The organism is Bacteroidota bacterium, from assembly GCA_041658205.1.
GTDB lineage: Bacteria > Bacteroidota > Ignavibacteria > UBA10030 > UBA8401 > UBA8401.
This window is the reverse complement of record JBBAAO010000001.1, coordinates 58,131-81,518: the sequence shown is the minus strand read 5'-3', so window position 1 is coordinate 81,518 and position 23,388 is coordinate 58,131. Positions and strand designations below refer to the sequence as shown.

The 23,388-nt window shown below is 42.1% G+C and carries 10 protein-coding genes; all 10 read left to right on the top strand.

Going from position 1 to position 23,388, the window contains the following annotated elements; all coding sequences use genetic code 11:
• Positions 1 to 58 precede the first annotated feature (58 nt).
• The 10 genes from WDA22_00245 to WDA22_00200 all read left to right on the top strand — a co-directional run bounded on the left by WDA22_00245 (position 59) and on the right by WDA22_00200 (position 23,360).
• Positions 59 to 2,437, top strand: a complete 2,379-nt coding sequence (locus tag WDA22_00245) for a T9SS type A sorting domain-containing protein (protein MFA5831879.1) — start codon at positions 59 to 61, stop codon at positions 2,435 to 2,437.
• 272 nt (positions 2,438 to 2,709) lie between these two features.
• Positions 2,710 to 4,359, top strand: a complete 1,650-nt coding sequence (locus tag WDA22_00240) for a T9SS type A sorting domain-containing protein (GenBank protein MFA5831878.1) — start codon at positions 2,710 to 2,712, stop codon at positions 4,357 to 4,359.
• Positions 4,360 to 4,441: 82 nt separating this feature from the next.
• Positions 4,442 to 6,916, top strand: a complete 2,475-nt coding sequence (locus WDA22_00235; protein MFA5831877.1) for a T9SS type A sorting domain-containing protein — start codon at positions 4,442 to 4,444, stop codon at positions 6,914 to 6,916.
• Positions 6,917 to 7,007: 91 nt separating this feature from the next.
• The gene (locus WDA22_00230) at positions 7,008 to 9,215 is read left to right on the top strand and encodes a T9SS type A sorting domain-containing protein (GenBank protein ID MFA5831876.1); all 2,208 of its coding nucleotides are present in this window, start codon (positions 7,008 to 7,010) and stop codon (positions 9,213 to 9,215) included.
• Between the two features lie 528 nt (positions 9,216 to 9,743).
• The gene (locus WDA22_00225; protein MFA5831875.1) at positions 9,744 to 12,797 is read left to right on the top strand and encodes a two-component regulator propeller domain-containing protein; all 3,054 of its coding nucleotides are present in this window, start codon (positions 9,744 to 9,746) and stop codon (positions 12,795 to 12,797) included.
• Positions 12,798 to 12,827: 30 nt separating this feature from the next.
• Entirely contained in the window at positions 12,828 to 13,454 is a 627-nt protein-coding gene (locus WDA22_00220; GenBank protein MFA5831874.1) for a response regulator transcription factor, read from the top strand.
• 765 nt (positions 13,455 to 14,219) lie between these two features.
• Positions 14,220 to 15,812 carry a T9SS type A sorting domain-containing protein gene (locus WDA22_00215; protein ID MFA5831873.1) on the top strand — a complete coding sequence of 531 codons (1,593 nt, stop codon included), beginning with the start codon at positions 14,220 to 14,222 and terminating at the stop codon, positions 15,810 to 15,812.
• Between the two features lie 86 nt (positions 15,813 to 15,898).
• Entirely contained in the window at positions 15,899 to 18,400 is a 2,502-nt protein-coding gene (locus WDA22_00210; GenBank protein ID MFA5831872.1) for a S41 family peptidase, read from the top strand.
• A gap of 22 nt (positions 18,401 to 18,422) precedes the next feature.
• The gene (locus tag WDA22_00205; GenBank protein ID MFA5831871.1) at positions 18,423 to 20,825 is read left to right on the top strand and encodes a T9SS type A sorting domain-containing protein; all 2,403 of its coding nucleotides are present in this window, start codon (positions 18,423 to 18,425) and stop codon (positions 20,823 to 20,825) included.
• 237 nt (positions 20,826 to 21,062) lie between these two features.
• Positions 21,063 to 23,360: a T9SS type A sorting domain-containing protein gene (locus tag WDA22_00200; protein MFA5831870.1), complete on the top strand. Its 2,298-nt coding sequence runs from the start codon at positions 21,063 to 21,065 to the stop codon at positions 23,358 to 23,360.
• Positions 23,361 to 23,388: the final 28 nt, after the last annotated feature.

Here is a 23,388-nt window from a genome sequence, read left to right as displayed (position 1 = left end):
ACGGAGTGCGGATTCTTCCATCGATTCATCACCAAACTGAAAGTGAGTGCAGTGCTCTATGCGGACTTTTGTTACTACCATTCTCATTGTTATCGCATTTTTCAATTTGATTCATGCTCAAGATCCGATCGCAATGAAGTTTGTCGCACGATCACATACGTTCAGAGGTGTGACTATACCATACCGGCTCTTTATACCGGATCATTATTCTACTTCTAAAAAATTTCCAATAGTTCTTACGCTTCATGGTTCCGGCCAACGAGGCACGGATAACCTTTTGCAAGTTCAATCTACTCGAATGGCAACTTCATGGGCTGATCCAGTCAATCAGGCAAAGTATCCGTGTTTTGTCATTGCACCTCAATGTCCTCCCAGTCAGGATTGGTTTTTCAACGCGAACATTGTTTCCAACATACTCGACTCGCTTCTGCACGAATTCACCATCGATTCGAATCGGTTATATGTTACAGGATTTTCAATGGGTGGGCATGGAACATGGGAAATGATTAGACGATTTCCGAATCGTTTTGCTGCAGCTATTCCAATGTGTGGAAAGGGAAATGCGAGTGCAGTTTCGCTTTTTGCTCAGACTCCGATCTGGAATTTTCATGGAACGAAAGATCCTACTGTTTCCGTATCGGAGTCTCGAAGTATGATCGAAGCTCTCAAAAACACTGGACGATCGGTTGTGTATACTCATTGTTTCAACAATGATTGTTCTGGTCAGTCGGATAGCTCAATTGAGATGTATGTAAAGAGTCATGCCGACCTTTTTTATACTGAATACAAAGATGGCGGACACGCAATCTGGGACGAATCATACGATTACACTTTCCTCTTTCCTTGGGTATTCGACAATTACAGAAAAACATCAGGCGCCATTGCAATTACAAATTTGAATACCCGAAGGACTCTGAAAGGCATTGAAACAATCAACTGGAATTCTGCTGTCATTGACGACAGTGTGGAGATTTGGTTCAGTCCGGACGGTGGAAGAATATGGCGATTGGTGAGTCGTGCTGAACCCAACAACGGAAATTACCAATGGGATACACAAAACTTTAATGATTGTGCGTTCGGATTGCTGAAAGTATGTGTAAAGAATCATGAAGGATTTATCTATGGAATAGATCAATCAAGTTATTTTTACATAGATAACGGAATTAACGGGACTCCATTTGCGATCATTTTGAATGGAACAGTTTCAAGTACAACGCTCAACTATTCGTTTCGTGTTGGCGACCCTGATGATACCACATTAATATTAAATGCATATTATAAAACTGGTGTGGATTTCAAACTTTTTCATTCAGAAGAATTTACCGTCGATTCAGTACAAAATCATTTTCTGATCGATATTAACAAGATTCCAAATAGTTCTTCAATAACAGTAAAGCTGGAATTTACCGATAGCAATACTGCTTACCCCATTGAATTAGCACCATTTAGCAAGTCAGTTTCTCGACAGAAACTACCCGCTTCACAAATTTCATTTGCACCAAAAAATACAAGCGCACAAATCACGCTGAACATTCTCGATCCTTCGCAGACCACCAACCATTCCTATGCAATTTCATTCTGCGATACCGCTGTGAATGGTTCCAAAACATTTTCTGTGTATGACCGGACAGAAGGATTGTATCTCATTCAAAAAGTACCGTTTTCTTCTTCTACTGAAAGTGATGTTTTTGAAGGGTTATCATTATTTGCCGAAGATGTCGTTACGACTAAGGATGTGATGCGTTGGAGTACCGTTTCAGGGAGCCCATTCTATTCAGTAATTGATATTGTTAATCACCCGCAATATTTAATGAAACCATTTAGACATGCGTGTGATTATAAAATAATATTTTATGACCATATCGTTGATACCTCGCTTGGTTACTTTGGAGGAATACCGACGGAGATAAAATTTAAGGTTTTCAATGTAACTCAGGGAAAGAGTGTGAAGGTTGTTTTTGAACATACTACGGGATTGTACATCTATTTCTTCGAACAGGTCGCAAATAAGGAACGGTATACATGGACAACGTTTATTATGCCTGACAACGGAAAAATTCCGGATACAGGAGATACGTTATACATTACAATGAAAAAAGGCATTTCCCAATATGATACACTCCTAGTAACGAACATTGCCCTATCAGTAAAAGATATACGATCTGCTTCACAAAATTCGTATGAACTTTCACAGAACTATCCCAACCCATTCAATCCATCAACAACAATTCGCTATGCTCTCCCCTCCTCCGCAAATGTAAAACTTGTTGTTTACGATCTTCTTGGAAGAGAAATTGCAACACTTGTGAACGAAGAACAATCCGCAGGATGGAAGGAAGTGCAGTGGAATGCAAAAGATGTTTCGAGCGGTATATATTTTTACAAACTTCAGGTGGGAAGTTTTGTGGAAACGCGAAAAATGTTATTGGTGAGATAAATAAATGTAGGGACGGTCGCCCAACCGTCCCTAAGGCACGGACTTTCGTCCGTGCCTACAAAAACGAAAAATAATTTGCAGGATGGAAGGAAGTAGAGTGGAATGCTAAGGATGTATCGAGCGGGATGTATTTAGTGAGAATGAATGCTGGAAATTATTCAAACACAAAGAAAATTTTATTGATGAAATGAAATGCCAGTTGTAGGACACTTCTAAAGTGTACTACAACTTTGTAAGTTTATAAAATAACGTAAAAACATTTTGGAGGATATATGAAACACTTTTTACAATCCATTATGGTCACTTTTTTTGTTTCTACTTTTCTCAATGCTCAAATAATTTCGCACGAGTATGTTCAAGCACGAATTGATGAAAAGAGAGACCACCCTCATCAGAACCTTCCACAGAACAATGCACAGCGACAATACAGAGAAAATGAATTTTTGTTCGAACATCGCTTACGTGCAGATTTACCGATGCCGCATGTGGTGCCACAAATCAAAAAACGTAAATCAAATGCTTTCAATGTGAATTCCTTTTCTCAAACAAACATATACGTCATTGACACTGCAATTGTATGTAGCACAACCGATACTTCGAGGTATTTGTATACTTACAACGTAATTGGAAAGAAATTAGAGTATCTAGACCAACGATGGTATAATAATCAGTGGGTGAACTCGTATCACGCAACCTATAGCTATGATGAAAACGGGAATATGTTGACCTATATATTTGAAGTATTGCAAAATAATCAGTTGCTGAATATGGGGCGTCAAACGTACACCTACGATACACGTGGGAATATGCTGACCGTATTAGGTGAAAGATGGATAAATAATCAATGGGAGAATACTTTACGGATATTCTATCTCTATGATACAAAGGGCAATTTGCTTTCAGAATTTTGGGAGGATTGGGTAAATAGCCAATGGGTGAACGCTGCTCGCGTAACCAATACCTATGATTCAGTAGGCAATATAACTACAATATTACATGAATATTGGTCAGATAATCAGTGGACGAAATTTTATCAATATGATTTCACTTATGATGCAAATGGAAATATGTTAACCGAATATTTTCAGGACTTTACACCTCGTTATAACTCTGAATATCTCATTACTTACACTTACGATGCAAACAGCAATGTTTTAACTATTCAATATGATTCTGATGGCTCACCAAATGAACGTTATACTTACACATATAATGCGAGCAATATTAAAACATCTGAATTGTATGAATCTTGGAGTGACAGTCTGTGGATAAAGTTCTATCGTATAACTTATTCTTATGATACAAATGCCAAATTAGTATTAGAAATGCGCGATAACTGGTCGAATAATCAATGGACAAATGCTGTTCGCGTTATATATACCTATGATGTGAACGGAAATCAACTATCATATTTGGAAGAGTATTGGATAAATGAATTGTGGGTAAACTACGAGCGTTATATGTATAAATTTATTCAAAATAATTTGTTGACAGAGGTTGTCCACGAAGCATGGCAAAATTCTTCGTGGAGGCCAATAAATAAAGACTTTAGCTTATACAATATCGCTGGGATTTCTTTTAGTGCTTATGGTTACAAAATAAATCTTTCTTATAAATTAATTGTAACAGATGTTTGCAAAAATGATGGAATGATCGCCACCGTATATTCACTATCGCAAAACTATCCCAACCCATTCAATCCGACAACGACAATTCGGTACTCTCTCCCCTCCTCCGCAAATGTGAAACTCTCCGTATACGATCTGCTTGGAAGAGAAATTGCCACACTCGTAAACGAGGAACAATCTGCTGGATGGAAGGAAGTGCAGTGGAACGCCAAAAATGTTTCGTCGGGAATTTATTTTTACAAACTTCAGGCGGGAAGTTTTGTGGAAACTCGAAAAATGTTATTGGTGAGATAAAAAAAATGTAGGGACGGACGGCAGTCCGTCCCTACTGCACGGATTGCCATCCGCGCCTAAACAAAAAATAATTGGAGGTTCCATGCGTTCATTAAGTGCCGCAATTTTCGTTGCTTCATTTTTGCTCATATTACAATCCGAAGCAAAAACAATTAAAGTCCCACAGGATTTTGCAAAGATTCAACTGGCGATCAATGCGGCAGTGAATGATGATACAGTGTTGGTGGCTGAAGGAACGTATATGGTAAACCTTTTCCTGAATAAGAAGATTGTACTGGGGAGTCATTATTTGATCGATGGCGATGAATCACATATAGCTAAAACGATACTCAACGGAAGTACTCCAATAAATCAGGATTCGGGTTCGGTGATTGTTCTCGGTCCTGACACTGACACAACAGCGATTATCATCGGATTGACGATCACCGGAGGAACTGGTACGTTGATAATCGATCAATCCAATGGAAGGCGATGGCTGTGCGGCGGTGGAATTTTTTCCAACGGTAACGGGGTTAAAATTCTTCACAACAGAATTGTTGACAATCCGGTCCTGTCACGGCCGTCAGAGCCCTATACATTTGGCGGCGGTCTCTGCATTGGCTTGGTATTGAATCATGCATACTTCAACGTTATTGAAGACAATATCATTGCTAACAACATCGTGACGGGAACGCAAGCAGAGGGAGCCGGGTTCACCCTTGGAACGCGCGCGCGGATTGCCCGCAATATCATCGAAAAGAACACGGCTACGGCACCAGCAAACAATAACGCAGTCGGAGGCATCAGCATTTGGCCCGGTGCCGGAGATGTTGTTGAGATCCGTGAGAACATCATCCGAGAAAATAGCTCGAGCAATAGAGGAGGCGGTGTCGTAGTCTATCGACCCACGAGTGCGGGTGGAGCGATTGTGACCATGACCAATAACCTGATCGTCGGTAATACTGCTGCAACACTTGGCGGTGCAATTGACTTGAGAGTCGGATGCCGACTAACACTTGTCAATAACACGATTGCCGATAATTCTGCTGGAGGGCAGTTTAGTTCAGGCCTTTTTATCGGAGGGACTGGTTCGTTCATTGCCAATGTCACCGGTATAAATAATATTTTCTGGGACAAAAATCCGGAATTCAGCGACGTCTATGGTGCCCGTTTTGAAAGTATGCACAACAATCTGATCCGCGGAGAATCTTCGATCGGTGAGAACAATTTCTCTGCTGACCCGATGTTTGCTGCAGATGGTTCGTACAGACTTACAGCTGCAAGTCCCTGCATCGGTGCAGGTACCACAAGCCGCGAAATCTTTGGAACAACAATTACTTCCCCATCGACCGATCTAACAGGAGCCGTTCGTTCCAGTCCTTCCGGAAGCATGCCTGATATTGGCGCGATTGAATCTGACTTTGCAACAACGACTTCATTGCGTCCTAACCGTGCAGAAGTACGAAAGTTCAACATTGGGGGAATCACCAGACATCATATTGTCTTCAGGCCTAAAGGGCGTGAATCGGAGATCAACAGACCGGTGTTGATCCATCTCACCGGATACGATGATGCCATCGACTATGAAATAAACTACATTCGGTTTCATCTATATGGTGACACTGCCGGATTCGTCACGGTATATCCCGAGGCATATCAGCGGCGATGGAACAGTACTGCATTCGAAATCAATGGATGGCCTACCTCGAATACGGACGACGTGGCGTATATTTCTGCACTCATTGATACGCTTCGGGCTCAATACTCGATTGATACGACAAGAGTATTTGTTTCCGGATGGTCCAATGGAGGAACTATGGCAAATCTTATAGCAACCAAACTTGCTCACCGGATCACTGCAGCATGTGTTGTCGACGGGGCGTTAACGCCGACCATTGTAAACGGATATTCTCCCAAACGTCCTGTTCCGATCATGATTTTAAACGGCACGGAAGATCCTTACGTACCTTATACCGGCGGTGGTAATCGGTACACCGTAGAACAGACGGTAGGTATTTGGCAAACATGGAACAACGCGACGGTGAGAGTAGATTCAACAGTGATGGATGGAAACTCGAACGATCAATCATCTGTCCTTCGCGTCCGGTACTATGGCAGCAGGGTTGATACACCGCTTGTCGTGTTCTATAGAATAGACAATGGTGGACATGAATGGCCGGGCGCGCCCCCATATTTCGGTTCAGGAACAATTAACAGAGATATCGATGCCTCCGCTGAAGCGATGAAGCTTTTCATTATTTCGAAACCCATCAGTACCGTAGTAGGTATTAAAGAACTGACTCTTGGGAATCCGACCGAATTTGCATTGTCCCAAAACTACCCCAACCCGTTCAATCCTTCAACAATGATCAGTTATCAATTGCCCATAACCAGTAAAGTGAATTTGAAAATATTTGATCTGCTCGGCAGAGAAATAGCATCGCTTGTGAACGAAGAACAATCTGCGGGATGGAAGGAAGTGCAATGGAATGCTACGAATTTCGCGAGCGGGATGTATTTGGTGAGAATGACAGCAGGTAATTTTACTGAGGCAAAGAAAATTTTGTTGATGAAATAGTTTTATAACCTTGCGAAGGTTTGGCCTGCCCGCCTTCTTTGTGGGAACCTTCGCAAGGTTCTACGATCAAACAAAACATTTTGGAGGTTGTATGAAACAATTTCTCATAGTATTACAATTAGTTCTTTTATTCGGTCCGTTATCGTTTTCACAAGAAAGATGGGATTTTCAATGGGAAGGAAAAGCGAGGGATTGTTACGTTTATCTGCCTCAAAGTCGTGGAGCTCAGGCAGGATTACCGGTTGTCTTTAATCTTTATGGTTATGGCGGATCATATTATGAAGCTCGAACATATCATCATTCGCATATTCTCGGTGATAGTGTCGGCTTCATTACGGTTTATCCAGATGCGTTTAATAAACGCTGGAATAGCGGTCTCGGTGATAATCCAGATTGGCCAACTCCCAATGTTGATGATGTTGGATTCATTTCTTTGATCATCGATTCACTTATTTCCCGCTACAAGATAGATACCGCAAGAGTGTACGCGTGCGGTAATTCCAACGGCGGATTTATGTGCTTGAAGCTTGCCGGTCGACTAGGAAATCGAATTGCAGCGGTAGCAAGTGTTTCAGGAGTTGTGGCAAACAGTACTGCCGCATCGTATGCCACAACAAGACTTGTTCCAGTCCTTACTATGAACGGTACAAGTGATAATTTACTCCCATATTATGATAGTACAATAACGGGTTTGTTCTCAGTAGATCAAACGACAGAATTTGTACGGAACAAGAATTTTTGCCTCTTACCCGCAGAAGTGATATCAATTCCAGATATAAACCCGAACGATCAATCGACGGTTGTGAAATATCTCTATCGGTCATCCACAAATACATCTCAAGTGGTCCATTATAAAATCATTGGCGGCGGGCACGAGTGGCCCGGTTCACCCACGTACGCAGGCGCAACTGTTATCAACCGCGACATTGATGCCATTAAAGAGATATGGAATTTCTTCAAACAGTTTACTATCTCAAATGTAATACCTGCCGGTGCTAGAATTGCAGTAAACCCGCTGGTCGTCGATTTCGGCAATATTGAAGCTGGCGTATCCAGTGATACGCTTGTTGTGTCACTATACAATTACGGTTCAGATCAACTTACCGTTACCGCCATTTCAGAGAATTCTCCGATGTTTTCCCTTGTTAACCTTCCGACGCTCCCGGTAAATATTACTTCCTTAGCGTCGACCTCTTTTAATGTGCTTTTCAAACCGACAGCGGCGGGAGCAATAAGCGATACAGTCGTCATAGCGAGCAATGATACCACAAATCCCATTGCAAAAATTGTATTACGCGGAAAAGGAATATCGATAGGTCCGGCTGCAGCAGGTGTGATGTATGCGACACAGTCCGGTCAATCAGATGGCTCGCTGTACAAAATTGGTACGTTATCAGCTGAAGCCATATCCATTGGTTCACTTGGTGTTTCCCAAATTCGAAGCTTGGCGATACAACCGTCGACCAAAAAATTGTACGGAATTTCCTCGAATTCGATAACCACGTCGTTGTACCGAATCAGTGCTGATTCGGGATCTTCAGCCTTCGTAAAAACAATTCCGGTGGGTGATATTAATGCAATAGCGTTTAGTACGGGGGACACATTGTACGGCGCAACGTCAACGGGAAAACTGTACCGCATCAATCTCAATTCAAGTACTGCCGTACTTGTTGGAACTGCTGCAGATATCCAATATTGGGGACTTTCCTTCAGTCCTTCGGGAAAATTATGGGCTGCCGCGCGCAACTTTCGCGATAGCATTTACATTATCAATACATCAACCGGTCTGACACATGCGGTAGGTGAGATCGGTCTTTCTGCTATTCCGCGTTCGATCGCTTTCAATCCTGCCGGTGTTATGTACTGCCTGATCGACAATGGGAGCGGGGAGAATTACCTTGCAACACTGGATACTCTTAATGGAATTGCAACATTGGTCAGTGAAAACCCAATGAGCGTGAGTAATCTAACAGCAATTGCTATCAGCAGTAATATTGTTAACAGCGTATCACTAGGAAATAATGTACATCTGCCGACAGAATTTTCACTATCACAAAACTATCCCAACCCGTTCAATCCTTCAACAATGATCAGTTATCAATTGCCAACAACCAGTAATGTGAATTTGAAAATATTTGATTTGCTCGGAAGGGAGATCGCAACGCTCGTGAACGAAGAACAAATCGCAGGATGGAAAGAAGTGCAGTGGAACGCTACAGGATTTGCAAGCGGATTGTATCTGGTGAAGATGGAATCGACTAATTTTGTGGAAACGAAGAAAATTTTATTGATGAAATAACTATGTCGTCCCTAAAGGGACTGCACAATAATTTATTGTCTTAAGTCCTATAAATATATTGTGCCTCCGGCACAATACGTACGTCATTAAGAAATGTAGAATTAAAATCTAAAATTGATGAACACGTAACGCTGTGGCCGATGTACAGTATCATGCAATCCCGTAGGGATTGGATAATTTATAGACAATGTATCGCATAACAGTAGTAAATCCCTTGAGGTATGAAATATTTGTCGCAATGAAGACAGTCTAAGTTGTATTTGAATTAGTGAACTAGGAACCATCTGCGGGATGGAAAGAAGTGCCTATGGAATGGCACAACTATTTTCGAGCGGAAAATATTTTTACAAATTGATTGCAGGAAATTTTGTTGTTTGACAGTGCACCGTAAATTGATTATACTCAAAAAGTTTTTCGATAAGATGATTTCTTATGATGAAAATTTTCAATATAAGATCGAAAAGTCTTCTTTGTTTGCGTTTATTAACTCACATTGTTATCCTCTCCATATTCATCTTCCCAATTCAATTGAAAACTCAAACTCCCAATTTTTCGGGAGGAAGTGTCATTTTCAAACGCTTGTCGATTGATCAGGGGCTTTCCACTCGGAATATACGATGCATCACTCAGGACAGCCGGGGATTCATCTGGGTCGGCACAGATGTGGGAGTGAACCGGTTTAACGGAGAAAAATTTATTCAATTTCCCATCGGTACCGATTCTACAAACCTCAGTCCAGCTGGTGTTTGGGGAGGAATATGTGCTGACCTTGATGGAGTCGTCTGGGTGGGAACTGATCGCGGTCTTCACAAATTTAATCCATTAACACGTTCCTTCAAGAGATACAAACACGATCCGAAAAATCGTGGTAGCATTAGTTCGAACGGTATCAATTGTCTTTGCATTGACCGTGAAGGAACTCTTTGGGTTGGAACTGCAGATGGTCTCAACAAGTTTGATAAAAAAACTGAGACCTGGACACGATTCTACCCTCACTCGGATACTGGTTTAAATGCAAGTGATAATTATATCAGTACGCTTCTTGAAGATCAGAATGGAACTCTCTGGATCGGTACAGGGGGAAGAAGCGATCAGTATACGGGAGGAGGATTATTCGTCTTCGACCGCAGCAGCGGAAGATTTTCACCATTTGGTCCCCGCACAGGAATAAACGCTATGTTCGAAGACCGGTCGGGTCAATTTTGGGTGAGTCTCGTCGGTCCACGTTTATGTACCGTAAACCGATCCAGAGGAATTTTCACGAACATTTCACTTCCGCCGCGAGATCCGGGAAATCCGCGACTTCAGGGGATCATGGGTATCAGCGAAGACAAGTCTGGATCCCTTTGGATGGCGACACGCGGCTGGAATCTTTTACGGTATGAGAAACATACCAACACCTTCACACGGTTTTCCTACGATCCGAATAATTCAGAAAGTATTTCAGGTTCAGGTCTCAACTCAGTCTTTACAGACAGAGACGGACTGATCTGGGTCGGCACCGACCGGGCAGGTGTGAATACTGTTTCACCCAAACCGTTTCTTCATCTGCATACACTTGGAAAATCGTTTCGGCTTTTATCACGAATCGATATGGTTTTACAGGATAGAGAAGGATTCCTTTGGGTCGGATCTCAAGCAAACGGGTTGTGGAAATACAATCCGAAGAATGGAATTGCAGCATGCGTCCTACCTAAGGCGGCGGTGAGACGGGCTGTAGAGGACGATGAAGGAAATATCTGGTTTGCAGATCGTTTTTCGGTGTACAAATATGAATCCAACACGAAGCGAGTTAAGACGGTTTGGGAAGAACCTAAGATCCGCGGTAAACAAGATATGTTCACAGCCATGATAATTGACAGAGACAAAAATCTTTGGTTGGGATGCCGTTCCTCTCTGTATCGGCTCAACCGTGATTTGAAAAACTATCAGCTTTTTGTTCATGATCCGCGCGATGACCGGAGCATCACAGCCGGATATGTACACTCCATTGCTCAGGATCAAACAGGTAAGATTTGGATCGGCACGGAACTGGGATTGAACCAATTCGAACCGGCGTCTGGAACATTTAAACATTTTCGTTACGATAAAAAAGATTCTTCAAGTTTGAATCTCAATCAATTGCCGCGATTACATATTGATAAGAAAGGGGCTTTATGGGTCGGCGCTCAAGCAGGTCTTTTTAAATTTAATGAAAATACCTCAACATTCACTCAGATTAAACCCCGTAATGGAAGTTTGAAATTCATCACCTTTGTTCAGGAAGACAAGAAAGGATCTTTCTGGTATGCAAGAAGTGGAGGTTTTCTCGTAAAGTTCAATCCCACAGAAAGTTCATTGGTTTCATTCAACCGTTCAGACGGAATTGAAGATGTTGAAATGCTGCCGGCATCACATACGGCAATGAAAAACGGTGAATTGGCGTTCGGCACTATTGATGGTATTCTCTTCTTTCATCCTGACAGTCTGAAAAAATCGACTTCTGTCCCTCCTATTGTTATCACCGGTATAAAGAAACTCAATCAACCTGTAGGTTTAAAAATCACGCCTGAACTTCTTCGTGAAATTTCTTTCGTTCATGAAGAAAATGTTTTTTCAATCTCCTATTCCGTTCTCAGTTATGACATGCCGGAATACAATCTGTATGCATACAAGCTGGAAGGATTCGATAAGGATTGGGTTCCGTGCGGCAACAAAAAAGAAGTGATGTATACCAATCTTGATCCGGGCAGGTACACGTTTCGCGTGAAGGGAGCGAATCATGACGGAGTGTGGAATGAAGCCGGTGCATCGCTTACGGTAATTGTTAAACCAGCGTGGTGGCAGACTGCATGGTTTACTGCTCTGGTGTGGATCAGCGTCATCTCCGCCGTTGGTGGGACAGTTCGTTTTGTTGCCGTTCGAAGATTGCAGCAGCGGATTGCACAATTAGAGCAGGAAAAAGCGATCGAGCGGGATCGGGCACGTATTTCTCGAGATTTGCACGATGAAATCGGATCGAATCTTTCAGAAATTGCCATTCTCAGTTCGCTGGGAAAACGGAAACCCAAAGAAGCACAAGCACGCTTGGAAGAGATCTCTGAGCGAGCCGGTTCAGTCATAGAAAATTTGGGAGAAATTGTGTGGGCAATCAATCCTAAGAATGATACGCTCGATAATTTGTTCTCACGCATCCGCAGATACACGGTGAATTATTTGGGTTTAGCGAAGATACCATGTGTTTGTTCCGTTCCGGATTCCATTCCTTCCGCGCCCCTCTCGGCAGAGATGCGGCGAAATATTTTTCTTGTTGTGAAAGAAGCACTGCACAATGTTGTCAAATATTCCCGCGCATCACAAGTTTCATTCGACTTGATGTATCACAACAATACCATCACTATTATCGTTGCGGATAATGGAAAAGGATTCATTCTCAGTGAAAAAATAGATTCGGGAAACGGTTTGGGGAATATGAAACGACGCATGGAAGATATCGGAGGAACGATTTCCATTGAAACGGCACCGGATTCCGGAACTCGCATTTCTCTGAACGTTGCAGCCCGGCAAATTCCTCAACATAAAATACCTAATTCTACCGATTGACTGTCACCGTATGATTCTCTACAATAACATATGGCAATACGAGTTGCAATAGTTGAAGACATAAAGAAAATCCGGGAAGGTCTTGCCTCGCTCATCGACGGTTCCGATGGATTTCAATGTACGGAAACTTACGAATCCGCCGAAGAAGCACTCCGGGGCATTCCTTCGTATCACCCCGATGTTGTGCTGATGGATATTCAACTGCCGCGTATGTCCGGAATTGAATGCGTTGAAAAACTAAAAGAACTGACTCCCGATCTCGAGATCATGATGCTCACCTCGTTTGAAGACAGTGATAAAGTCTTCAAGTCCATTGTGGCTGGAGCGTCGGGATACATTTTGAAAAGCACCCCTCCGGCGGAATTGTTGGAAGCCATCCGTGACCTTCACGACGGCGGCTCGCCGATGTCCGATCAAATTGCAAGAAAAGTTGTCCAGGCATTCAGGCAGATGGGTTCATCATCCAAAGAGACGGAAAATCTTTCCGACCGTGAAACCGAAATTCTTTCCTATCTCGCAAAAGGATATCAGGACAAAGAAATTGCCGATACGTTATTCCTCAGCATTAAAACAATTCGGACTCATTTACGGAATATCTACAAAAAACTACATGTCCGTTCCCGCATGGAAGCCGTGTTGATGTACCTCAAAAAATAAACTTCTGCTTTCCTTATTCGTGTTACACTGATGACATTTTTTGTGCCACAAAGACTCAAAAACACAAAAAATTTAATTGACCAATCGACAAAGTAATATTTTACTACCTGATGTAACGGAAAAACTGACAATTCTTCATCTCTCGTCCCTAAAGGGACTCATAATTTGGGAATTGTAATGTACTACAAATATTACGCGCCTACGGCGCCTTTAAAAACCGATAACATCATGAACTAATTTGCTTGTTCATAGTCCCATAGGGACAAGATATTTGTAGATGATCAAGCAAATCAATTTTCGAGTCCCGTCAGGGACGAAATATTCTTTCGTTAATAATGAAGTGCGTAACATTAGTTATTAACTCATGTTGCGCAGAGAGTATTTAAGTCATCCTGGTGAAGTACAACATAAATTTATTATGACATCCTTCTGCCATAGGCATCCCTTCGGGAGACGCACTCGTCCAAAAAATAGGACTCGCTTGCTCAGGATGAGCATTGATGTTGTGCCGAGTCAACGTACGGCATCGTAGAGAAGCATTTTCAATATTGTGTCTTACCATCAGTTATTAACCATTGTTATGCCTTGGTGTTTTTGTTGTAATTTTTTACTCCCCTTTTAGAACATACCTAAAAGTGCCTAGTTTTTTCTTGAAATTACCTTCGAAATCGAAATTTTTACCTCGTTTAACCGATTTACATGATGGTTGAGGTTTTCTACCTTGTATCAAAATTAATTTCACAACACTATTTCGAGGAGGGCTCCATGCGTATCATTTCTATTTTTGGTCTGCTTACTATTTTCGTTTTTCACTCTCTTGAGGCATCTGTAAAAAAAGTGCCGCAGGATTATGCAAAAATTCAACTGGCAATTAATGCTGCTGTAAATGGGGATACCGTTCTTGTTTCTGATGGTACATACAAAGAGAATCTCGTCCTCACAAAAAAAATTACTGTAGCGAGTCTCTATTTTCAAGATAAAAATACTTCGCACATTTCGAATACAATCCTTGATGGAAGTTCACCAACAAATCCAGACTCAGCGTCAGTCATAACAATTGACGGTGCTACGGATACAACTACGATGATCGTAGGGTTTACCATTAAAGGTGGTAAAGGGAATGTTTACAATACTTACCGAATGGGTTTTGCTTTTGATGTGGAAGGAGGCGGAGCTACAATCCGCAAAAATATCATTACAGCAAATAACGTGACAACTACACAGAATGCCGGTGGTGTCATCAACATCTGGGATATGACTGAGACAAATAAATTGACCTTCGTTATTGTTGAAGATAATACGATAGCTGATAACGTGGTGCAAGCAGCAAGTGCAGAAGGAGGAGCATTCGGAATCGGAGGAAACTGTAGAATCGTCAGAAATCGGATTCTTCGCAATACAGCTTTTGGCACCGGTAGTGGTTATGGCGGAGCCGCTCAAATTTGGAACGGCATTATCACGTTTGACGGTAACCTGATTGCAGATAACTACGCAAGTCATTGGGGTGGAGCTATACAGGCGAATCAATTTAATGCCTATGTGCCGATAATTACCTTTGTGAATAATATTTTTGCCAACAATTCTGCCGGAACTCAAGGCGGTGCGTTGTGGGTTTCCGGTTCACTCAGTAAAATGACCTCAATCAACAACACGTTCGTCGGCAATACCAGTCCGAATGGTGCATCACTTTATATGCAAAGTGGTTCATTTAAGGCACTGAACACAATTCTGTGGAATTCAGGAGTATCAGAAATAGTAAGAATAAGTGGAAGCATAGCAGTAGCATATTCTAATATACGGGGAGGATTTACAGGAGTGGGAAATATCGATACCAATCCACTTTTTAAATCCACAAATATCGATTCCCTCGGAATATTACAAGACACGAGTCGGTGTATAGGGACCGGTATTTCATCCGCCTCGGTCGGCGGCGTAACATTGAACGCACCATTTGTTGATTATTACAGCACAACGCGTCCTCGAGGTGCAGGAACAAATCCGGATATGGGTGCTGTGGAAAATGACCTTCCAACAGCGGTCGAAGTAGTTAATAATCTTACAGAACTTCCGATATCATTTGAACTTTCACAAAACTATCCTAATCCATTCAATCCAACAACAAAAATTCGATACGCTCTCCCCTCATCTGCCCAGGTAAAACTGGTTATTTACGACATAATGGGACGAGAGATCGAAACACTCGTGAACGAGGAGCAATTTGCGGGATGGAAAGAAATGGAGTGGAATGCCCATAACGTTTCGTCCGGTATATATTTTTATAAACTAACAACCCGCCATGCTTCGGCAGGCTCAGGACAGGTTTTTGTTGAGGTAAAGAAAATGTTGTTAGTGAGATAAATTGTGAGATGTAGCCCACCTTTAAGGTCTACGACCCCGTAGAGGTGGACTACATCAGATGGATTAAATATTTTTTTGGAGGCTGTATGAAATTTTGTTTCCGAATCACCTGTTTATTTTTTATCAGTTTTTTCATATCAACAATTTCACACTCACAGGATAATCCATTCAAGGATAACTGGCGGCTCAATCCCAAGAAGATCCATATCGGAACCGATCAATCGGTGAGACAACGAACACCGTATGTTACGATCAAAGATTGGAGGAAAGCCATCGATTCAACGTGGGGTTTTGGTCTTCCGACTTCACAAAAACTTCAGATCTTCGATACGTTTTGGAACAACGCCGATCAGCAATATGGAGGATTTCCCAACCTCACCGTGAACTGGGATTCAATGAAAACCCTTTACCGCCCGGAAATTGAATCGGGCGTCAGCAAGGGGAGATTCTCCGCTATCATGGCCCGATTGATGTACGCATTGCAGGAAGTTCACACCTACGTTATCGATCAGAGCGTTGACAGTTCCTTCTACATTCCGAACGTGGGATGGTGGACTGTACAAGGAGTTCCGACGTTTGCACCGGGGACAGGATATGGTTTCAGCACTATTGGCGCCGCTGTTTCTCCGATGCCAGACAGTACGGGAATCATTTACAGAGTGCAGGAGGGAAATCCTCTTAAGCTAAAACCGGGTGACAGAATTCTTGGCTACAACGGCAAGGGCTGGGGAAGTATTTTGCGCATGTTTGATTCTGTACAGATGCCGTACTCTACTGGTATGATGGGAAGTCACATCGAAAGCAAAACTTATATGTTCCAGAACTCGATCGGCGTCAGCTGGTATCTGTTTGATACAATGGATGTTGAACGATATCCAAGCGGACTTGTGGAACATCTTCCCACACAACCTCTTGCCGATGCGGGTGTTGGGTGGGATTCGATGTTCTGTTCAGACCAGATTCCTGTTCCGGGCATACGGATGCCCGATATACTGAATGGTGAAAACTGTACGTGGGGAATTGTTCAGGGGACAACCATTGGCTATATCTATGCCTGTGATTGGAGTACTGTGTCCACTAAATTCAGTCAAGCTGTTTCGGAATTAAAAAATAAAACCACCGGTCTTATTTTAGACTTTCGCTTCAACACGGGTGGATCTTCATCTCAGGCAAATGGTGGATTTGCACAACTCTTTAATGAAAATATTAACTTGAACTATGAAGTTGTAGTTCGGTCAAGTACCACCAATCATTTTTTATTTACTCACGCGCCAATTGGCGGATTTACTCCGGGAATTGAAGTCTATCAACATCCAATAGCAGTACTACTCGGTCCAGCCTGTATGAGCGCAGGAGATTATAATGCGTTTCGAATGAGATTTCACCCCATGGCGCGATCCTTCGGGAAACGAACAAACACCGGTTATGTCAACGGCACCTATTCACAAGGAACACTTGTTACCTCTCCCTGGAAATATCGGTTTCCGAAAGGAGGAGTCTATTCGAAATATAATAACGAAGGATTTCTCATCCATAAAGGATTTCCAGTCGATGAGGATGTTTGGTTTACCCAGGAAGGTGCAGCCAAACAAGAAGATGACGTTGTAAAGCGTGCACTGCAATGGATCAATACAGTTCCATATGCGTACTCTCTACAATTTAATAAACTCAGTTTTAATCCTAATGGAGATTCTGTTACGTGTACAGTTATAGTGAATAATAATCTTTCACATTCTCTCGTGGTCTCACTCTTGTCATCGGATTTGAATGGATCGTTGAATGATTCTGTTCAATTTTTTAACGACGGGCTTCACGATGACGCTCTTGCAAATGACAGTATTTGGGGTACAACAATAAAAACATCCCCGCTTATCAATATATACAAGTTTAGTCTTCGGACCGATGATATGACCAACGGAACGTTTCGAAAAATTACAGATGTGCGTTATTTGACCTCTACTGGCCCAGTTGGCATAGAAATGTTTAGAATAGCATCAACAGACACCATCCCGAGTCCCGGTGATCTTATTATGTATAATCTTACCTTAAAAAATATTGGGAGCGTTGCTGCTGTACCAAATGTTACTGCAAAAGTAAAAAGCGGCGATTCAAGTATTTTTACAGGAGATCGTATACTCAATTATGCGGATCTTGCACCCGGCGCATCTTTGAACCGCGTATTGCCGATACAGTTTACCGAAAAAACGCCCGTTAGCAATCCTGTTCGTTTAACAATTGAGATTTCGAGTAATTATTTGCCTCTTTGGAAATATGATATTCCTATAAAAATAACCGGCGTTAATGCTCATGAGCTCAATTATCCAACAACATTTATATTACAACAAAATTATCCTAACCCATTCAATCCATCCACAACAATTCGTTACGCCCTCCCCTCCTCCGCAAAAGTAAAACTGACCATTCACGACGTTCTCGGAAGAGAAGTTACAACACTCGTGAACGAAGAACAATCTGCAGGATGGAAAGAAGTGCAGTGGAATGCTTCGAATTTTGCAAGCGGGATGTATTTGGTGAGAATGCAAACGGGTAGTTTTGTTGAAACAAAAAAGATTTTATTGATGAAGTAAAAAAAATTTATTAGGAGACAATATGAAAACATTATTACAGATTTTCTCTTTTCTTTTTTTCGTTTCCTTGATGTTTGCTCAGGAAGAAAATTACGATCAGTTCCGGCGCGACAGACATAATCAATACCGATCTCAAATTGATCGGCGCAAAGCGCTTAATCAAAAAGAAACAAACCGATCAAGCAACAATATGCCGCAACAGCTCGAACAAAATTCAAAACCTACACACAAAATCTTCGGCAGCGGCGTGGATACGGCGTGGGTAAGACATTGTGGGTGGAATGACTTTTCTTTAACGGACGAACCTGTTGCTGTTGTTGTTGACGGGTCTGGTAATGTCATTGTAGCAGGAAACAACGGAATGAATGGGACAGGTCCTGGAGGCCCACCACTTGACTTTATGATAATTAAATACAACCAGAATGGTGATTTGTTATGGGCAAGATATCGTCTAGGTTCAAACATTAATAGAAAAGATGCGCTTGCAACTGACCCAATGGGAAATGTGTATGTTGCACTCGGTAGTGAGGGCATAGTGAGTGGAGTAGGCTGCCGCTCTGTATCGAAATATATAACGGTGATAAAATATGCAGCAAATGGAGATACTGTGTGGGTGCGGCGCTACAATGGTATTGCAAATCAATATGATTCACCCTCATCTCTCGTTATTGGTGGAAACGGGAATATTCTTGTAACCGGTACTAGTCGAGGTTTGAATAATCTCTACAGTTATGCCACTGTTAAGTACAAAGCGAATGGCGATGAAGAGTGGGTACGAAGATATAACGGAGCGAATGGCAATTATGTTCACGCTGTTTCTTTAACCTCAGATGTCAACGAAAATGTATTTGTAACAGGAATTAGTGGTGGAGATATTCAAACAATTAAATATACGGCAAATGGCGATTCTGTATGGGGTAAACTGTATGATAGCAAGACTTCTACTGATGTCGCACGTTCAATTGCATTAGATGGTGGCGGTAATGTGTATATCTCGGGTCATAATGAAGTAGGTCCCAGCAGCCCTGCCACAATCAAATACAACTCTTCCGGTGATATGCTTTGGCAAAAGCAATATGGACCACCAGACCACTATTGGGAATCAGTCCGTACCGTTGATAAAAACGGCAATGCATATTGTATAGGTCATATTGACGATACTTCATATGCTGTCGTCAAATATAATTCGTTCGGCGATACGATGTGGTTAAAGCGATATTCCGAATGTGATCCGACCTCTATTGCTGTTGATGGAAATCAAGACGTTTATGTCGCCGGCAATATCATTGGATCTGTTGGTTATTCTACTGCAAAACTAGATCCACAGGGTGATACGCTGTGGGTGAAACGTTACTTTGGACAGACTGATATTGATGGTCGTGTATCAGCTCTTACTGTTGATGTGGCCGGTAATGTTTATGTAACAGGCTGGTGTGCTACACCGAGTACCAATTCTGACTTCGTTACAATCAAATATAATCCACAAGGTGATATACTCTGGGTTCGACGTTACCACAGTCCGGGTGAGAGTGTGGATAGAGCATTTGCATATGCTCTTGCCGTTGATGCCGGCGGTAATGTTTATGTTACGGGAAATAGCACTGGATTAGCCTACACCATTTCCCGTTTAGTAACGATTAAATACAACCAAAATGGAGAAACGATTTGGGCGAAACGTTTCAATGGTATAGGGAATTCTTATGACTATCCACAAGATCTTGCCGTTGATGGAATTGGAAATGTCTATGCGACTGGAACGAATTATAGTAATGATCCTTTCCAAGCACCGTCAACCTATTTAGTGATTAAATACAATTCCCTGGGAGATACGCTTTGGGTGCGGCGATATAGTAGTCCTGAGACAAATAACAATGTGTTATATTCTTTATGCCTTGATGCTGTCGGGAATGTTTACGTTACAGGGTCCAGCGGAAATGAGATAGCCACCGTAAAATATAGCGCATCTGGTATGGAAGAATGGGTGGCTCGATTTTCTGATGGGGAAGGATCATATGATACTCCTTGCGGTGTAAAGGTAGATGGTGCTGGCAACGTTTTTGTCGGAGGAACAAGTTCAAGTGGAGTTTTTCGATCGATGTACACCATTATCAAATATAGACAAACTCCCAATGCAATAGGCAAGGATAATACAATACTTCCAATGCGATTTGCGTTAGAACAAAACTTTCCCAATCCATTCAATCCGACAACAACAATTCGGTACTCACTCCCCTCCTTCGCTCATGTGAGACTCACTGTCTATAATATGCTCGGACAAGTGGTGAGCGAGTTGGTGAACGAAGAACAATCCGCAGGATGGAAGGAAGTGCAGTGGAACGCAAGCAGCGTGTCGTCGGGGATTTATTTTTACAAATTGTCAGTAGGGAGTTTTGTTGAAACGAAAAAAATGATGATGGTGAAATAATCTGTAGGACGGATCGCCGATCCGTCCTACAAAAACGAAGAACAATCTGCGGGATGGAAGGAATTACAATGGAATGCATCAGGATTTGCGAGCGGGATGTATTTGGTGAGGATGACAGCGGAGAGTTTTGTAGAGATAAAAAAAGTTTTGTTGATGAAATAAAAAATTAAACAACAAACTTTGTCAAAGTTTAAACTCTTTACAAGGCTCTATTGGCAAAAATATTTTGGAGGTGGTATGAAAAAATATTTACTACTGATCTTTTTAGCGCTCCAAAGCCTTAGCGCTCAGTGGGTAGAAATGACCGGACCCTTTGGGCCTTTTATTAATTGTCTGGCTTCAAGTCCGAATGGACACGGCGGTTCAATTATTTTCGCCATAGCAAGTCCTCTCTATAATGAAAAAAATAACGGCATTTATTTTTCCACAAATAACGGTCAAAACTGGACCGCGACCAATTCCGACTTGAAGGTTAAAGTGATCAGTTCTCTGGCAGTTAGTTCAAACAGGGCTGGCTCCATGACTGTCTTTGCAGGAACAGATTCGGGTATTTTCCTTTCGACGGATACGGGTGCAAGTTGGACTGCAGTCAATGTCGGTTTACCGTCTCAGTCATCTATATCCTTTCTTGCTGTCACCCCCGATACTGGCAATACAGGTAGTGCCAGCATCTTTGCCGGATCCCCGGAAAACGGGATTTTCCGTTCTACCAACAACGGCGCAAGTTGGACTGCGGTAAATTCTGGCTTGATTGACTTCAATATCACTTCGCTTGCTGTCGGTTCGGCTTCAGCTGACAGCGATACGCATCTCTATGCAGTATCTTATGAAAAGGGAATTTTCCATTCTACCGATAAGGGCGCATCTTGGACCGCGATAAATAATGGTTTACCAAAGTCTTCTTTTGATTCAACGATAATTCGGATTTCATCTATTGCTGTCAGTGGTGATAATCTGCTCGCAGGACTATATCCAAATTCTGGCGGGATTTATATTTCAACTAATCATGGTTCCAGTTGGACTGCTGTTGATTCAGAAATGCAAAAACTTTATTTCAACTGTTTTTCCGCGGGTTGCTCAAATGTTTTAGCAGTCGGACTCAATAATTTCATCCCCGAAAAAGAAGGCAATTATTTTTCTACGAACAATGGTAAAAGTTGGACACATTTGAATGATAAACTAAAGCGTAGCATTTTTTCTCTCGTTTCAGTACCCCATGAGATCCATGGAACTGCTCTCTATGCTGGAACCCGATTTGGTGTTTTTCTGTCCGTCAATAATGGCGCCAATTGGGCGCCGGTAAATTCTGGTCTACCGGCAAACACCATTGTGAATTCTCTTCTAATTTCCCCCGATGGTTCAGGAGGTACCACATTGTTTACGGGAGCAAATTGTATTAATGGTGATTACGGCGGTTTACTCTCAACTTCTGATCATGGCAATAATTGGACACAGACTCTCGACAATCTAGACGTCTTGTCACTCGCCATTGATCCCAATACTGCAGATTCTTCTGTAATGTTTGCTGGCTGCGCCGGTCGAGCAAAATTTGGGGATCGTACGGCAAAAGGCATATTTCGTTCCACTGATCGTGGAAATAGTTGGACGTCGATTGGCTTGACGGAAGATTTTATTGGATCAATTGCTTTTTGTGGAAGCAGCATTTTCACAGGCTCGTTTTGGGGAGCTGATAGTTGGGGCTCACGGGGGGTTTTTCGATCTACCGATAATGGGTCAAGTTGGATTTCGCTCAATTCAGGTCTGCCAGCAACGCCTAACGACTACCACACTCTTGAAGTTCGAGCCTTTGGTGTTATCGGAACCAAAATCTTTGCCTGTGTTAATGGAAGAGTTTTTCTTTTAGCCAATAATGATACGATTTGGTCTCCTGCTAATACACCTTTTTCGAATTTCTCAAGCATGACTACAATAAGTACGAATCTTTTTGCCGGGACTGACGATGGTATTTATTTTTCTTCTGACAGCGGAGCGACGTGGATGGCAATAAATTCAGGTCTAACAAATAAAGCAGTCAAGTCTCTCACAGTAAGTAACGGCAACATTTTTGCGAAAACCTCTGAGGGTGGTATCTTTCTCTCCACCAATAATGGCACATTTTGGATTCCTATCAATACCGATTTGAGTCAATCAGATATTTCAGCAATGGCAGTAAGCAATACGCATATCTACGTTGGTACAAATGCAAGTATCTGGCAGCGGCCATTGTCTGATGTTGTAGCATCTTTCACCAAACAAAGAAATATTTTACCATGCGTATTCTCATTGCAACAAAACTACCCCAACCCGTTCAATCCAACGACAGTGATCAGTTATCAGTTACCAGTTATCAGTAAGGTGACACTGAAGATTTACGATGTGCTGGGGCGTGAAGTCGCCACGCTTGTGAACGAAGAACAATCTGCGGGCACAAAAGAGGTGCAATGGAATGCCAGCGGTTTTGCGAGTGGAATGTATTTGGTGAGAATGCAGGCAAATAATTTTGTGGAAACAAAAAAGATATTATTGATGAAATGAATAAATGATTTTTGATCGTATCAGGATT

What these genes read in the sequence shown, in the direction of transcription:
- WDA22_00240 (MFA5831878.1), top strand. Translation starts at nt 2,710, where the DNA reads ATGAAACACTTTTTACAATCCATTATGGTCACTTTTTTTGTTTCTACT.
- WDA22_00210 (MFA5831872.1), top strand. Translation starts at nt 15,899, where the DNA reads ATGAAATTTTGTTTCCGAATCACCTGTTTATTTTTTATCAGTTTTTTC.
- WDA22_00215 (MFA5831873.1), top strand. Translation starts at nt 14,220, where the DNA reads ATGCGTATCATTTCTATTTTTGGTCTGCTTACTATTTTCGTTTTTCAC.
- WDA22_00200 (MFA5831870.1), top strand. Translation starts at nt 21,063, where the DNA reads ATGAAAAAATATTTACTACTGATCTTTTTAGCGCTCCAAAGCCTTAGC.
- WDA22_00235 (MFA5831877.1), top strand. Translation starts at nt 4,442, where the DNA reads ATGCGTTCATTAAGTGCCGCAATTTTCGTTGCTTCATTTTTGCTCATA.
- WDA22_00220 (MFA5831874.1), top strand. Translation starts at nt 12,828, where the DNA reads ATGGCAATACGAGTTGCAATAGTTGAAGACATAAAGAAAATCCGGGAA.
- WDA22_00230 (MFA5831876.1), top strand. Translation starts at nt 7,008, where the DNA reads ATGAAACAATTTCTCATAGTATTACAATTAGTTCTTTTATTCGGTCCG.
- WDA22_00245 (MFA5831879.1), top strand. Translation starts at nt 59, where the DNA reads ATGCGGACTTTTGTTACTACCATTCTCATTGTTATCGCATTTTTCAAT.
- WDA22_00205 (MFA5831871.1), top strand. Translation starts at nt 18,423, where the DNA reads ATGAAAACATTATTACAGATTTTCTCTTTTCTTTTTTTCGTTTCCTTG.